General features: G+C 33.0%; 11 protein-coding genes and 2 pseudogenes. All 13 read left to right on the top strand.

Annotation, left to right across the window (positions count from 1 at the left end):
• The coding region (locus tag HMPREF2613_RS06810; RefSeq protein WP_148129948.1) for an LPXTG cell wall anchor domain-containing protein at positions 1-287 on the top strand (287 nt) is incomplete at its 5' end.
• Between the two features lie 155 nt (positions 288-442).
• Positions 443-2,527: a glycosyltransferase gene (locus tag HMPREF2613_RS06805; protein ID WP_070479819.1), complete on the top strand. Its 2,085-nt coding sequence runs from the start codon at positions 443-445 to the stop codon at positions 2,525-2,527.
• The gene (locus HMPREF2613_RS06800; RefSeq protein WP_070479818.1) at positions 2,524-3,402 is read left to right on the top strand and encodes an acyltransferase; all 879 of its coding nucleotides are present in this window, start codon (positions 2,524-2,526) and stop codon (positions 3,400-3,402) included. Before HMPREF2613_RS06805 ends, HMPREF2613_RS06800 begins: the two co-directional genes overlap by 4 nt.
• 9 nt (positions 3,403-3,411) lie before the next feature.
• A complete protein-coding gene (locus tag HMPREF2613_RS06795) occupies positions 3,412-4,620 on the top strand; it encodes a glycosyltransferase (RefSeq protein WP_049488436.1) in 1,209 nt (402 codons plus the stop codon).
• 11 nt (positions 4,621-4,631) lie between these two features.
• Positions 4,632-5,517, top strand: a pseudogene (locus tag HMPREF2613_RS06790) (glycosyltransferase family 2 protein).
• A gap of 1 nt (position 5,518) precedes the next feature.
• The gene (locus HMPREF2613_RS06785; protein ID WP_049488433.1) at positions 5,519-6,397 is read left to right on the top strand and encodes a glycosyltransferase family 2 protein; all 879 of its coding nucleotides are present in this window, start codon (positions 5,519-5,521) and stop codon (positions 6,395-6,397) included.
• A 99-nt stretch (positions 6,398-6,496) separates the two neighbouring features.
• A pseudogene (locus HMPREF2613_RS11785) lies at positions 6,497-7,492 on the top strand (sugar transferase); the annotation flags it as partial.
• Positions 7,493-7,624: 132 nt separating this feature from the next.
• Complete coding sequence (locus HMPREF2613_RS11780) at positions 7,625-8,734, top strand: SP_1767 family glycosyltransferase (protein WP_315940751.1); 1,110 nt, start codon at positions 7,625-7,627, stop codon at positions 8,732-8,734.
• Positions 8,735-8,761: 27 nt separating this feature from the next.
• Complete coding sequence (locus tag HMPREF2613_RS06775) at positions 8,762-10,825, top strand: SP_1767 family glycosyltransferase (protein ID WP_061590256.1); 2,064 nt, start codon at positions 8,762-8,764, stop codon at positions 10,823-10,825.
• A 14-nt stretch (positions 10,826-10,839) separates the two neighbouring features.
• A complete protein-coding gene (locus HMPREF2613_RS06770) occupies positions 10,840-11,748 on the top strand; it encodes a glycosyltransferase family 2 protein (RefSeq protein WP_061590255.1) in 909 nt (302 codons plus the stop codon).
• A gap of 3 nt (positions 11,749-11,751) precedes the next feature.
• Positions 11,752-12,636: a glycosyltransferase family 2 protein gene (locus tag HMPREF2613_RS06765; protein ID WP_061590254.1), complete on the top strand. Its 885-nt coding sequence runs from the start codon at positions 11,752-11,754 to the stop codon at positions 12,634-12,636.
• A gap of 18 nt (positions 12,637-12,654) precedes the next feature.
• Positions 12,655-13,554: a glycosyltransferase family 2 protein gene (locus tag HMPREF2613_RS06760; RefSeq protein ID WP_070479816.1), complete on the top strand. Its 900-nt coding sequence runs from the start codon at positions 12,655-12,657 to the stop codon at positions 13,552-13,554.
• Positions 13,555-13,603: 49 nt separating this feature from the next.
• Entirely contained in the window at positions 13,604-15,370 is a 1,767-nt protein-coding gene (locus tag HMPREF2613_RS11055; protein WP_148129947.1) for a glycosyltransferase family 2 protein, read from the top strand.
• Positions 15,371-15,728 lie beyond the last annotated feature (358 nt).

Raw genomic sequence — 15,728 nt, 5'->3', positions numbered from 1 at the left:
CAGCTTCAGCGTCAACAAGCGCGGTAGCCTCAGCGTCAGTTTCAGCCTCAGTGAGCACATCAGTTTCAAATTCAGCATCGACAAGTACTTCGATTTCTGTTTCAAATTCAGCAAACCATTCGAACTCACAAGTTGGAAATACTTCTGAATCAACAGGTAAATCTCAAAAAGAATTGCCAAATACAGGTACAGAAGCTTCCAAATCATCTGTACTCCTTGGAGCTTTGGCAGCTGTGACTGGTTTAGGTCTGTTTGCAAAACGCCGTAAACGTGATGATGAAGAGTAATCGGATTAAAAATACATAGAAAGTATTATTATTTCGATTTATGAAGAATCCCTTGGATGAAAAATCATCCAGGGGATTTTTTGCGTTTTAAAGGTTAAGGGAGACAGAAAAATAGCATAAAAAATGTTATAATAGTAAGAAAGGAGAACGATTACATGACTGAAAAAATTACGGTAATTGTACCAGTTTATAATGTTGAAAATTACCTAGAAAAATGTTTGGATAGTTTAATTAATCAAACATATAAAAATATTGAGATAATTGTAATCAATGATGGTTCTACAGATAATTCGGGTGAAATTTGTCAAGAGTATGCACAAAAAGATAATCGAATTGTCTATATTGAAAAAGAGAATGGTGGTTTATCAGATGCAAGAAATGTAGGTCTGGACAAGATGACTGGTTCCTATGTAACTTTCATTGATTCTGATGATTGGATAGAACAAGATTATATAGAAACTCTATATAAAAAAATAGTAGAGTATCAGGCTGATATTGCGGTTGGAAATTATTATTCTTACAATGAAGATGAGGAAACATATTATTTCCATATATATGGGGATTCCTATTATGAGAAAGTATATGACAATATTTCTATTTTTGAAAACTTATATGAATCTCAAGAAATGAAGAGTTTTGCTTTGATATCTGCTTGGGGCAAACTCTACAAAGCGAAATTGTTTGATTATCTCCGGTTTGATAAAGGAAAACTCGGCGAAGATGGTTATTTTAATCAAAAAATGTACTTATCTGTAAATAAAGTAGTTTATTTAAACAAAGGTCTGTACGCATATCGTCAGAGAAGTGGAAGTATTACAAAAACTTGGACAGAAAAGTGGATGCATGCCTTGGTTGATGCTATGTCTGAGCGTATTACACTACTAGCTAATATGGGTTATCCACTTGAGAAGCACTTAACAGTTTATCGTCAGATGTTGGAAGTCAGTCTCGCGAACGGTCAGGCTAGTGGTTTATCTGACACAGCAACGTATAAAGAGTTTGAAATGAAAAGAACTCTTTTGAATCAGTTATCAATACAGGAGCAAAAGGAAAAGAAAGCCATTGTCCTCGCAGCAAATTATGCCTATGTCGAGCAGGTCATGACGACTATTAAGTCCATTTGTTATCATAATCGTTCGATTCGGTTTTATCTGATTAATAGTGATTTTCCTAATGAATGGTTGAAACAATTAAATAAGCGCTTGGAAAAGTTTGATTCAGAAATTATCAATTGTCGGGTAACTTCTGAGCAAATTTCACGTTACAAAACAGATATCAGTTACACTGTTTTTCTGCGCTATTTTGTGGCTGATTTCGTGAAAGAGGACAAGGCTCTTTATTTAGACTGCGATTTAGTAGTAACAAAAAATCTAGATGACTTATTTGCTACAGATTTACAGGACTATCCTTTGGCTGCTATTCGAGATTTTGGAGGCAGAGTCTATTTTGGTCGAGAAATCTTTAATGCAGGTGTTCTCTTGATTAATAATGCTCTTTGGAAGCAAGAGAATATAACTCAAAAGTTGATTGATTTAACCAATGAATGGCATGATAAAGTGGATCAGGCTGATCAAAGTATTTTAAATATGCTTTTTGAAAATAAATGGCTAGAACTAGATTTTGATAATAATCATATTGTCATCCATGAACGTTTCGCAAACTATCGTTTTCCAAATGGTCAAGAATATCCAGGAATCATCCATTATTTATCAGAGAGAAAGCCTTGGCAGGTACATGCTGGACAAACCTATCGTGATGTTTGGTGGTATTACCATGATATGGAATGGACAGAGTTGGGAAAAAATTATCATTTACATTCTCTTAAAAAATTGCATCTTTATTCTCTAAAAGTTCCATTTTCTTGTTTGATTTATACAGCTTCAGATCAAATTGAGCAGTTGGAAACACTAATAGTGGCTTTACCAGAAGTGCAATTTAAGATTGCAGCAAGAGTAATCGTTAGTGAGAATCTTTCTAGATTTGTTGTGTATCCAAATGTCACTGTCTATTCTGGAACAGTATCTTTAGAGGAATTGGATAGAGAATTGGTAGAGACGAGTCAAGTACTTTTAGATATCAACTATGGTGAGAAGGAAGTAGAGATATTAGAGCAATTTATTTCCCAAAATAAACCAATTTTAGCCTTTGAAAATACAAAATCGTATGAAGCGAATCAAGAGATATATCAGATTGATCAAGTTTCAGAAATGATAGATAGAATAAGAGAGTTAAATAGATGAGGAAAAATACTGTGCGAGGCGATGCACTAATTTTAACTGTAAGTGATCAGATTGAACAATTAGAATATATTTTAGAAAACTTACCAGATATTTGTTTTCATATTGCAGCTCCTGTACACTTTTCTGAAAAGATAGGAGTACTGGAGTCAAAATACAATGTCCGTCTCGTGACAGTTACAACTGATCAGCAAATTGACTTTCTAGTGAATATGTGTGATTTCTTACTAGATATCAATCATTTTCAAGAAGTGAATGCTATTGTATCGAGATTTTTGCAGGTTGAGAAACCTGCCTTTGCTTTTGATAATACAGTCCATGGAAATCAGGGGCAGGAAGTTTTTCTATCAAGTACACCAGATAAATTGGTTTCTAGAGTGAGAGAGTATCTGAATGAAGTCAGAGTATGTACCAATCATCAAGAAAATATCATCCAAGATGGAAATTGGAATGTATTTCAAATTGATAGTAAAGCTAGTCTAATTGTGGGAAGCAATGTCATTTGTAGAAATTTTGAGAATTTCCATGTTTCTTCAGGGAAGTTAATACTGCATGATGGTGTCTTTATTAATAACTCTTGTAGTTTCAACTGTATGGAAAGAATTGAAATCGGTTCTGGAACTATGATGGGAGAGGGAGTTCGTTTTTACGACCATGATCATATCTACACAGCTGAGAAAATCGAAAAATGGCAGTGGACTACAGCACCAGTTAGAGTTGGAAGAGATTGTTGGATAGGAAGTAATGTCACGATTTTAAAAGGAGTGACTATTGGGGATAATACCATTATAGGTGCAGGATGCTTAGTGCGTAAAGATATTCCGGCTAATAGTGTGGTTTATAATGATGGGAATCTTATTGTAAAAGAAAGAGGATAATTTGGAGCTATGGATATAAAAAAAGCGATTGTTTTAGGAGCAGATAATAATTATCGTGACAAGTTGGAAACGACTATTAAATCTATTTGTTATCATAATAAGGATTTGAAATTTTACATTTTTAACGAAGATATTCCCAAAGAGTGGTTCTGTCTCATGGAAAAGAAATTGGGGAAAATAAACTGTGAAATTTTAAATATAAGGATTGATTCAGAAAAAGTAAAACACTTTTCTACTCCTAATAAGCATATTAGATATATGACCTATTTTCGCTATTTTATTCCTGAAATTGTGGAAGAAAGTAGGGCTTTATACTTAGATTGTGATATGATCGTTCACAAAAGCTTGGATAAGTTATTTGAAATATCTTTTGATGGAAACTATATTCTCGCTGTTCGGGACTCATGGGATGTAAATTCTTTTAATGCAGGAATGATGGTTGTTAATGTTGACAAATGGGTGTCAGAAAATATTTGTCAGCAATTGCTAGATTTAACTCATGAAAAACACCAAGAAGTATATGGAGATCAAGGGGTTTTAAATTTATTATTTAAAGATAAATGGAAAGAGTTAACTCCCTATTTTGATTTTATGGTTGGGCTAGATGCAGAAATTTTTTATGAAAAAAGACCAGATTGGTTTTTACAGAAATGGGATGTGTCATATGAGCCGGCTATTATCCATTTTGAAGGAAAACATAAACCATGGAATCATTCGATAAAAACAAGATATCGAGAATTATGGTGGTTTTACAATGGTTTAGATTGGCAAACTATTTTATCAGAAAAGGATACAAAACCGACATCGTTTAGTGACATCGCAACAGTTAGTTTATTTCATACAGCTATCTTTACAGATACGCAAGAGTTGGAACATATAGAATATCTTGTAGAAAAACTTCCAAATGTCCATTTTCATATTTTTGCTCATAGTTATTTTGGATCGAGAGTATTTAATTTAGAAGTTTTTAAGAACGTATCACTTTATCCTAATTATACTTCATATCAATCTCAAGAAATTCTGAGTAAGTTAGATTTTTATTTAGATATTAATCATTATCAGGAAATAGATAACATTCTTTCAGTGGTTAAACAGTTATCAAAACCAATATTTGCATTTGAAAATACTAGCCATGATGCGAATAATCGAAGTCATATATTTTCTTCGGCAGAGCCGGAGAAAATGGTAGAGTCTATTAGACAATTCTTAGGAGAATAGTTGAATTGCTTATGAATGAATTAATTAGTATCATAGTTCCAATTTATAATGTTGAAAATTATTTGAGACAGTGTTTAGATAGTATTCAGAATCAGACTTATCAAAATTTTGAGTGTTTATTAATCAATGACGGTTCTCCAGATAATTCTGCTGATATTTGTAGAGAGTATCTTGAGAAGGATTCTCGGTTCAAATATTTTGAGAAAGAAAATGGTGGAGTATCATCAGCTAGAAATTTAGGTATTGAATGTTCGGGGGGGGACGTACATTACTTTTATTGATGCAGATGATTGGGTGGATTCTGACTATTTAGAAGTCCTTTACAATGCGCTTATAGATGAGAATGCAGACATATCAGTATCTACTTATAAAAGGTTTCATATGGCGGATAATTGCTGGTATATTCATTCTTTTCAGAGGGGATATGAAAAAAGAGTATTTACAAATCAAGAATTAATTGATGAATTTATAGATTTAGATACATTTGATTATTCCTATCGTTATGTATGTGGCAAATTAGTTCGCAAATGTCTGTTAGATAAGATCGCTTTTAACGAAATGACAACCCTTGGTGAAGATATGGAATTTTGGCTAAAATTATATCTTATTTCTAACAAAGTTGTGTTCGTTAATAGAGATAGCTATATATATCGTTTAGATAATGTTGACAGACATTTTGGGTTAGAAAAAATTCGTAGTGATATTCAACAGCGATTGAATTTTATCGCATTTCTTGCAGTTAGAGGTGTAAATGTATCAAAATATGTAAAAACTTGTTTATCTTTAATTACAAGTCAAGTTGCGAGACTAAAGGAGTCGCCTGAATATGATACATCTGAAACAATAAGGTGGCTTCATGAGGTTATGTTTTTACTAGAGGAGAAAAGCGAATCATAAAATGTTGGAAAATGAATTAATCAGCATTGTAATTCCAATTTACAATGTAGAAAATTATTTGAGACAATGCTTGGATAGTATTGTTGCTCAAACATATCAAAATTTCGAGTGTTTATTAATCAATGATGATTCACCTGATCATTCAGCGGATATTTGTAGAGAATATGTTTCTAAAGATTCTCGTTTTCGTTATTTTGAAAAGGAAAATGGTGGGGTGTCCTCTGCAAGAAATCTGGGAATTGAGCATTCTAAAGGAGAGTATATTACTTTTATTGATTCGGATGATTGGGTAGATTCTGATTATTTAGAAGTTTTATATACGACTCTTTTAGAAGAAGGAGCAGATATAGCTGTCTCGACATATAAAAAATTCAATATAAAAGATAATTGTTTCTACTTTCATATTTTTCAAAGAGGATATGATAAAAAGACATTTACAGGTCAAGAATTGATTGATAATTTGCAAGCATTGTCTTCTTTTGATCATTCTTATAGCTCTACCTGGGGGAAATTGGTTAAGAGTGTAAGAGTGGAAACTATTCGTTTCAATGAAGAAACAACTTTAGGAGAAGATATGGAATTTTGGTATAAATTATATCTAATTTCTGATAAAATTGTATATGTAAACAAAGATAATTACATTTATCGAACTAGTAGTGATGAATACAAACATTTTGAATTAGAAAAAATTAGGAGTGATATTCAACAACGATTGAATTTTATTGCATTTCTAACTGCTAGAAAGTTAGAAGTTAGTTCGTATGTAGATGACTGTATTGTGTATCTTCGCTATTTAGTTGACAAGATAAAATTCGAGGAATTGGAATTTACTCAAACTGCAAGATGGTTGCAAGAGGTACTATTTCTATTAGAAGGATAATATATCAGTCTGTAGGTCAAGAAAAAGTTTTTGTAGATGTTGAGAGGATTGTTTGAAATCACGAACTAGGAAAAAAGATATGATAGAAAGTGGAGAGAAATGAAGCTACATATTACCAATCTGTATGGGATGGCTCGAGAAAGTACAGCAACCATTGCTCAAAATGCTGTTCAAAAGATAGCTAGTCAACTAGGATTTAGAGAGTTAGGGATTTATTTTTACCATGCATCAGCTGAAACTGTAGAAGAGAGAAGTAGAAGATTAGACGGGATTCTAGCAAGTGTTTCAATGGGAGATGTGGTCATTTTTCAAACACCTACTTGGAATGGTCTAGAGTTTGAAAGAGAATTTTTAAGTAAGTTGAAACTTCTCAATGTGAAAATCATAGTATTTGTTCATGATGTGATTCCTCTGATGTTTAAAGCAAATGAATTTTTGATGCAGGATTATATCAATCTTTACAACATGGCAGATAGTATCATCTTACCATCAGAAGCTATGAAAGAGAAACTACTTCAAAAAGGATTGAATGTAAAAAAAATCATTTTTCAAAGAATGTGGGATCATCCTCATGATTTGGACTTACATGAACCTATATTTAAAAAAGAAATTTATTTTGCAGGAAATTTAAGTCGTTTCCCAGAATTAAAAACTTGGGAAGGTACAATTCCGCTAACAGTATTTACAAATGAAGAACCCTTTCCTTTATCGAATCAAGTTTATATTGCGGGTTGGAAGACGGATGAAGAAATGCTTTTAGAGTTATCGAAGGGCGGATTTGGACTTGTTTGGACTACATATCAAAATGAAGAACAAAATGTAGATTACTACAGTATGAATGTTTCTTATAAATTGAGTACTTATTTAGCTGCAGGCATTCCTGTTATTATTCCTGCTACCTTGTCTAACTCGGACTTTATAGTAGAGCAAGGATTGGGCTTTGTTGTTGATAACTTAGAGGAAGCAAGCAATTTGGTGGAACAACTATCAGAAGAAGCCTATCTCCAAATGTGTAGTAGAGTAGGTTATTTTTCCTTTTTACTAAGTCAAGGTTTTTATGCAAAACAATTTTTATTGCAAGCAGTTTTTGAATTAGGAATTAGCCACAATCAACAATCACGAGGTATCCAACTATTGACAGTTACAAATAGTCAAGATTTGGAACAAATTGAATATCTAGTAGAACAGCTTCCTGAGTGTGATTTTAGCATTGCTGCTAGAACTGTGATGGGACCACGTTTAACTGATTTAGCTGAGAAAGAAAATGTCTATCTATATCCGGCCTCAGATTCAGAAAAGATTGAGGAACTATTAGACAAGACTGATCTATATTTGGATATTAACTATGGTGGGGAAGTAGATGGCGTGTTTAATCGCCTATTAGAAAAAAATATTCCTAGTTTTGCCTTCTATAAAACACAAAATGGAGAAAAAGGCCAGTATCTCTTTTCTATCAAAAATGTTGATGCTATGGTAGCTGCAATAAGGAATTATACTGAAACAAAACAATTGCCCAAGAAGCCATTTGATTTTGAGGTGCAGACCATAGATGAAACGCTTGATTATATTCTGGAGCATCAATCTTCAATCGCTCGATTTGGTGATGGCGAGGCTGCAATCATGCTAGGTCAATCTATTAATTATCAGAAATATGACCCTAAACTTGCAGAAGAATTGAAATTTATTTTTAATCAAGAAAGTAGTCCTACATTAATTATTGGTTTACAAGAAGGATTGAAAAATCGTTTCTCTTTTGTTCCAGATGCTCTAGCTTTTTGGAGACAATATCTAGAGGATTATGAGGAATTTTATCTAGATTATTGTAAAAATACTTGGTACGGCTCAACTTTTATTTCCAGACCTTATATTGATTTTTTAGATAAATCAAAAGCAAAATCTCAGTTTGAAAAGTTGAAAAAACTATGGGAAGGAAGAGATATCCTTATCGTAGAAGGATATACTTCTAGATCTGGGGTAGGAAATGATTTATTTGATGGCGCCAAGAGTATCAAGCGAATTATTTGCCCATCTCGCCATGCTTATGATAAGAAAAATGAGATAATGGAAGCAATAATAAACCATGCTGATGGACGTTTGGTTTTGTTAATGCTTGGTCCTACAGCTAAGGTTTTAGCCTATCAACTTGCTATCAAGGGTATGCAGGCCATTGATATCGGACATGTCGATTCTGAGTATGAGTGGATGCAGATGGGAGCTGAAAATAAGGTTTTATTACACAATAAACATACTGCAGAATTTAATCTAGATACAGAAATAGAATTAGCAGATGATGAAGCATATTTGAGTCAAGTTGTTGTAGACTTGAGTGCAGAATAGTATTAATCATGGAATTTCGGAGGAGAAATGACATCAGATAGAATTGCAATCGTTTTGATTGCTGATCAAGCTTACACAGAACAATTGACTGTGACCATGAAATCTATCATGTATCATAATAAATCCGTTGATTTTTATATTATTAATCAAGGAATTATGACAGACTGGTTTAGAAAAGTTAGACGTGTCGCAAAAATTTTAGGAGGAGCTGTCTACAGTATTCCGTTTGATACGGAAAAAATATCTTGTAAATTAGGAATTTCAAACCATAGCAGTCTAATTGCTTATGTCAAATATTTTATAGCAGATTTAGTGGATAGAGAGAAGGTTCTCTATATCGATAGTGATACTGTCATAAATGGTGATTTAAAGTCTATTTTTTCAATAGATTTAAGTGGGTTTCCAGTTGCTGCTGTAAGAGATATAGATGGAAGTTATAATACTGGTGTTTTGCTTATAGATATTGCTAAATGGAGAGAATTAAGCATTTCGGAACAATGTCTAGAGATTTGTTCAAATAAGAAAAATGAACAATTAGAGTTAGAAGATTTTAAGAATTCTCAGTCGATTTTTAATCAGTTATTTCAAGATAATTGTTTAGAATTAGCTAAGCGTTACAATGTTCAAGTAGGGTATGATTTGGTTGCTTTTTATAATAATTGGCAGGAACATTTTAATCTAGAATATAATCCGATTGTTATTCACTATACAACAAATAGAAAGCCGTGGAATAGTTCTGTCTCCTATAGATTTCGTGAAAAATGGTGGGATTTCTATCATCTTGATTTTCAACAGTTGCTAGCCCATCATCTTGATGATTTTAGTTTTGTAAAGGATAAGAAACAAGGTCTCGATTTCTTTACTTTTACAACAACAGAGAGCTTTGAAGGCATTGAACATTTAGCAACAACATTTCCAGAACATCGCTTTCATATCTCAGCTTATACTGCTGTAGGTCCATATTTAAATTCATTGGGACAGTTTGATAATATTTATCTGCACCCAGAGTGCACCACAGCTACCTTGGAGGAACTATTTAAGGGTATAGATGCTTATTTGAATATTAATTATGGGGACGTAGATGAAACCATTTTAAGAAGCATGGAAGAGCTGAATAAACCTATTTTTTCATTCTATGCTACGCATAAGGGAAAGGTGCCTCAGTATTTATTTCTGAGAAAAGAAATTGAAAAGCTGGAGGATGCGATACGCTTATTTTCTGAAATTGGGGCAGAGAGATTTAATCAGGCTTTTGAACAGGAAGAATTGTTTGATATTACAGTCATGTCTATAGATGAGACCTTGGATGAGCTTATAGCAACAGATAAATCTTTGGTTCGATTTGGAGATGGTGAGTTTAGTCTGATAAACGGAAATAGTATTGCATATCAGGAGTATAGCGAAGAATTAGCTCAAGAAATGAGAGAAATTTTGATAAATGCAGATAAGGAAGATAATGTACTTGTGTGCTTACCAGAAATTTTTGAAATTTTTAAGGGAAATTTTCTCCAAAATAAAGATTCAGAAAATTTTTGGAAAAATGAGTTAGATTATCATGGAAGGTTTTTCAAAGAGATTTGTCAGGCTAAGAAATATGGGTCAACCTGGATTTCAAGATTTTATATTGATAACAAAGATAAGAGTCAAGCTACTACCCAATTTGAAAAAATCAAGGCCTTATTTGCAGATGAGGATATACTTATTGTAGAGGGAGCGACTACACGAGCAGGAGTTGGTAATGATTTATTTAACAATGTTCGCTCTATAAAACGCATTATTTGTCCTTCCCACCATGCTTTTTCAAAGGTGGATGTTATTCAACAAACCGTTTTAAATCACGCGGCGGGACGACTAATTTTACTGATGCTTGGTCCAACAGCCAAAATATTGGCTTATCGGTTATCTAGATTAGGGTATCGTGCCTTAGACTTTGGCCATATTGATTCTGAATATGAGTGGATGCAAATGGGAGCAGAGACAAAGGTACAGTTAAAACATAAGCATACAGCAGAATTTAATTTTGACCAAGGGATTGAATTTATAGAGGATGAAAATTATAACAATCAAATTGTTGCAGACTTGACTAAGTAGAGAGGTATAAATATATGGATGTTCCATTGATTTCGGTTATTATTCCTGTGTATAATGTAGAGGAATACATTGAACATTGTATTAAAAATATTTTGCTACAGACATATACGAATATAGAGGTTATCATTGTCAACGATGGTAGTCTTGATGATAGTATCACTATTGCAAAGAAATTGACAGAAGGTGACTCTCGTTTTATCTTTCTTGATAAGGAAAATGGTGGACAGTCGGATGCTCGAAATGCAGGATTAGATATTGCGACGGGTGATTATATCTTTTTCTGTGATCCAGATGACTTTATGTTTGAGAAGAGTATTGAAAATCTGTATTATGCAAGTCAACTAACTGAAGCAGATATTGTCGTAGGATCATTTTGTCGTTTTGAAGAAGGTATGTTTTATTTTTATCCAAAACCAAAAGAAGACGAACTACTGTTTCCGCTCAGTGCGAGAGATGCTATACAAGGTATGGATAGCATGGAGGATTATACCCTCCTCCGCTATTCTGCAGTTTGGGGAAAATTATTCAAAAAGCATTTATTTGATGAAATTCGCTTTCCTAAGGGGAAATATGCAGAAGACCAGTTCATTATGTGGAAACTCTATCTAGCAAGTGAAAAGATGACTCGGTATGATTCAGATATTTATGCCTACAGAATCAATTTTAAAGGACTGACTCAGAACTATAACTTATCTCATTTAGATTTTATAGATGCGATTGAAGAACGTATTGAAACCTTGCTAGAGATGCCTGAGCTAGAATATCCGATGGAATTAGCCTTTAATCAGTATAAATTTGCTTTAAAGAGAAATTTATCCATGTTAGAGGGAACAGAATTTGTCCAAGAAGAAGCAATGGTGCGCGAAAAATTGGAACATGCTGAGAATGGGGACTACCTATTTTTAGAAAATAAAAGAGAGTGAGTGATGGAAAATCAATTAATCAGTGTTATCGTGCCGGTTTACAATGTCGAAGAGTATCTCAAACAATGCTTAGATAGCATTCTAGAGCAGACCTTTAGCAATTATGAAGTTATTCTTGTAAATGATGGTTCGACAGATAGCTCAGGCCTAATTTGTCAAGAATACGCCGAAAAAGATGCACGTATTCGTTATTTTGAAAAAGAAAATGGAGGTCTTTCGGATGCTCGAAATTATGGAATTGAACAGGCGCAAGGAGAATATCTTACCTTTGTTGATTCAGATGATTTTTTAGACACAGCACATCTGACTATTCTTTATAATGCATTAGTAAACAATGATGCAGACATCTCTATCGCAAACTATGCTAATTATCAAACCTCCACTGCGACTTTCTATCTTCATACATTCGGAGAATATTATGAAAAAACTTATACTTCAGAAGAATTGATTGATGATTTATCATTTCTTGAAAGAAATGATTTATCTTTTTCTACCATCTGGGGTAGCTTATATAAGAAAAGTGTATTTTCATTTTTACGCTTTCCCAAAGGTGTGATAGGTGAGGATGTTGCATTGATCTATAAAATATATACTCAAGTAGATAAGATTGTATATGTTCATAAAGATACTTATATTTATAGAGAAAATGACTCTGGAATATCAAAGAGCAAAATATATCCCCTTGTCACAGCACAGTTAAATCATGTAGCAGAGCGCTTAGCTCTTTTAGCTATTATGGGATATGATGTGACGAAGCATTTTGATCGCTATAGAACATTTTTAGAAATTACTGAATACAATATGAGAATGGTATGGGGTATGGAAGATACAGAAACATATCGTCATATTAAGGAAAATTTACAACTTATCTCTTCTAACAAGAGTTAAGGAAGCAAAGGAAGTGTAATGTTAGAAACAATCAGCATCATTATTCCTATTTATAATGTGGAATCCTATCTCAGAAAATGCTTAGATAGTATAATAGAACAATCTTTTTCTTATTTTGAATTGCTTTTAATAAATGATGGATCTACCGATGCTTCAGCTCAGATTTGTCAAGAGTATGTCGAAAAAGACGACAGAATCCGTTATTTTGAAAAAGAAAACGGTGGAGTTTCTTCAGCTCGTAATTTTGGAATCAAACATTCGAGGGGTGAGTACATTACATTTATTGATTCGGATGATTGGATTGAACCAAATTATTTAGAGATTTTATACAAAACAATAAAAGAGCAAGAGGCGGATATCGTGGTTACAAATTATTACACGTTTCGTGAAGAGGATGCAATGTTTTTATTTCATGTCGCTGAAACAAATGAACCTCTTGTATTTCAACCCAATGATTCCTTTTTTAACTATATGTTTTCAACCTTTGGTACAGATATAGCTTGGGGGAGCTCTTGGAGTAAATTATTTAAAAAATCTCTGTTTGACCGCCTTTGTTTTTCCGAAGACATATCTTGGGCAGAAGATTTTGATTTAATGTATAAATTATTTTTGATTTCTGAACGTATTATCTATCTTCATAAAGCCCCATATTGTTATCGTGACCGTGGAGATAGTGCTTCTAAAGCACCAGGGGAGGAACCTATTTGTCAAAGTTTAGAAGTTTCAGAAGGTCGTTTACTTACCCTTGCTTTGGCAGGAATTGATTTGACGGAAGCTAGAAAGCATCACATTGGGTTATTACAGTGGATGAAGTATAATATGGGAACAGTATGGGATATGTCTGATACGGTCACCTTTAAAAAAATAGAGCAGCAATTATGGCTACTAGATTTAAAAAATAGAGGTAAGAGTACCTAGACAGTCTTTATAGTTTTATATAGAAATAGTAAGGAAAGTGAGAAATATATTGAAAACAGAAACAATATCAATCATTGTACCCATCTATAATGCAGAGAATTATCTGAAATCGTGTTTGGATAGTGTACTGTCACAAACCTTTAAGGATTTTGAAGTTTTGATGGTGAATGATGGATCGACAGATAGTTCAGCAACCATCTGTCAAGATTACGCAGAACGTGACAGCCGTTTCCGATATTTTGAAAAGGTAAATGGAGGCTTATCTGATGCTCGAAACTATGGACTAGATAGGGCAAAGGGAGCTTATATCACCTTTCTAGATGCAGATGATTTTCTTTTTGAAAACTACCTAGAAAAATTATATCAAGCGAGTCGTCTAAGTGATTCTGATATACTAATTGGAGGTTATTGTCGCTTTGATGGCTCTGATTTCTATTTTTATAATGATCATTTTAAGAGTGAATCCTTAATTTCTTTCACATCAGCGCAAGCGATTCAAGTATTAGATTCTATGCTGGATGTTCCTTTTTTGACTTTTTCTACTGCATGGGGAAAGCTGTTTAAACGAGGTTTGTTCGATGAGCTCCGTTTTCCATATGGAAAATATGCTGAGGACCAATTTTTAATTTGGAAACTCTATATGAGAGCTGACAACATTCATGTTTTTAACAATGCGTCTTATGTTTATCGAATGAATCCTTCAGGATTATCTAGCGTTTTTTCTCTCAAACATTTAGATTATATTGACGCGATTGAAGAACGGATAAGAGCAACAAAGGATTTAGCAGGGATCAATATTCAACATTCCTTTAACATGTATGACTATGTCTTACAGAGAATGTTAGGACAGTTGGAAGCACATCAATTTTTAGATGAAGCAGAGCAAGTACGTAAAAAATTGGAATTAGCAGAACGAACTGAATATCCCTTTTTGCTAGAAAATAAAAATGATTTAATTAGTATTATCGTTCCCATCTATAATGTTGAAAAGTATCTTCGAATGTGCTTGGATAGTATTGAAAATCAAACCTATTCAAATATCGAAGTTCTATTAATAAATGATGGTTCGCCAGATTCATCTGGAGAAATCTGTCAAGAATATGTTGCTAGAGATAGCAGATTTCACTATTTTGAAAAGGAAAACGGAGGCTTATCTGATGCACGAAATTATGGAATTGAAAAATCAAATGGAAAGTATCTAACCTTTGTAGATTCGGATGATTGGTTAAGTTTAACCTATGTGGAAGATTTACATCGAGCAGCTATTAGACATAGTGCAGATACTGTTGTGGCACACTTTACAATCTATAATGAGAGTGACAGATTGTATCATGTTCATATTTGGGATGAGTACTATGAGAGAACATATAAAGGAGAGGAACTTGTATTAAAACTCCCATCATTAGAATTAGATGGTTATGTATATGTAACCAGTTGGGGAAAATTATTCCACAAGAAGTTGTTTACGAATATTCGATTTCCTAAAGGAAAGGTGATAGAAGATTCCCGAACAAATTATAAATTATTTTTTAAATCAGAAAAAATTGTTTATATTCATAAAGAAATCTACTTCCATAGGGAAGGGATAGAGAGTATTGGAAGTAGTATAAATGAAAAGCTGTTAACCGATGTTTTAGAATGCTTGTTAGAAAGATTAGCAATTTATACTATAAAGGGCTGGAATTATTCTGATGAAAAGGATAATGTCTTGGGGTGTTTAAGATGGAGATATCAACAAGCAAAAGAAAATGGATTGCAGGATACTGAAATTTTCAGGAGATATACAGAAATATTAGACCTTATAGATAATAATTAAAAATCAAGGGTGTTCAATGAGCTAATAGTGAATAAAAAAATAATCTATTTTATTCACTAACGTAGTATTCTTTCATTAGTACCTTAGGGAGTTAGAAGCAGAGTTTTTCTGCTTTTTTTGTTATAATAGTAATAGTATTTCTGTAAAAATATATTCTTTATATATGCTATTAGAACAGAGTTCTTCATCGATTTGAGAACATTTTCTATGTAAAAGATGCATGGCTTTTTTGATTATCATAAACTATTATTTTTTAATACTGAAATAAACAAGATAAAAATATTAAATAGTTTTTTTAAAAGTATCAGAATATAAAATGAATTTTACAAAAACAAAGAATTAGGAGATTGAGAGGATA

The organism is Streptococcus sp. HMSC070B10 (assembly GCF_001808665.1).
Taxonomy (GTDB): Bacteria; Bacillota; Bacilli; order Lactobacillales; family Streptococcaceae; genus Streptococcus.
This window is presented reverse-complemented; position numbering and strand designations above follow the sequence as displayed.

Coding starts and splice junctions, on each gene's coding strand:
- HMPREF2613_RS06805 (WP_070479819.1), top strand. CDS start 443: ATGACTGAAAAAATTACGGTAATTGTACCAGTTTATAATGTTGAAAAT.
- HMPREF2613_RS06800 (WP_070479818.1), top strand. CDS start 2,524: ATGAGGAAAAATACTGTGCGAGGCGATGCACTAATTTTAACTGTAAGT.
- HMPREF2613_RS06795 (WP_049488436.1), top strand. CDS start 3,412: ATGGATATAAAAAAAGCGATTGTTTTAGGAGCAGATAATAATTATCGT.
- HMPREF2613_RS06785 (WP_049488433.1), top strand. CDS start 5,519: ATGTTGGAAAATGAATTAATCAGCATTGTAATTCCAATTTACAATGTA.
- HMPREF2613_RS11780 (WP_315940751.1), top strand. CDS start 7,625: ATGGGACCACGTTTAACTGATTTAGCTGAGAAAGAAAATGTCTATCTA.
- HMPREF2613_RS06775 (WP_061590256.1), top strand. CDS start 8,762: ATGACATCAGATAGAATTGCAATCGTTTTGATTGCTGATCAAGCTTAC.
- HMPREF2613_RS06770 (WP_061590255.1), top strand. CDS start 10,840: ATGGATGTTCCATTGATTTCGGTTATTATTCCTGTGTATAATGTAGAG.
- HMPREF2613_RS06765 (WP_061590254.1), top strand. CDS start 11,752: ATGGAAAATCAATTAATCAGTGTTATCGTGCCGGTTTACAATGTCGAA.
- HMPREF2613_RS06760 (WP_070479816.1), top strand. CDS start 12,655: ATGTTAGAAACAATCAGCATCATTATTCCTATTTATAATGTGGAATCC.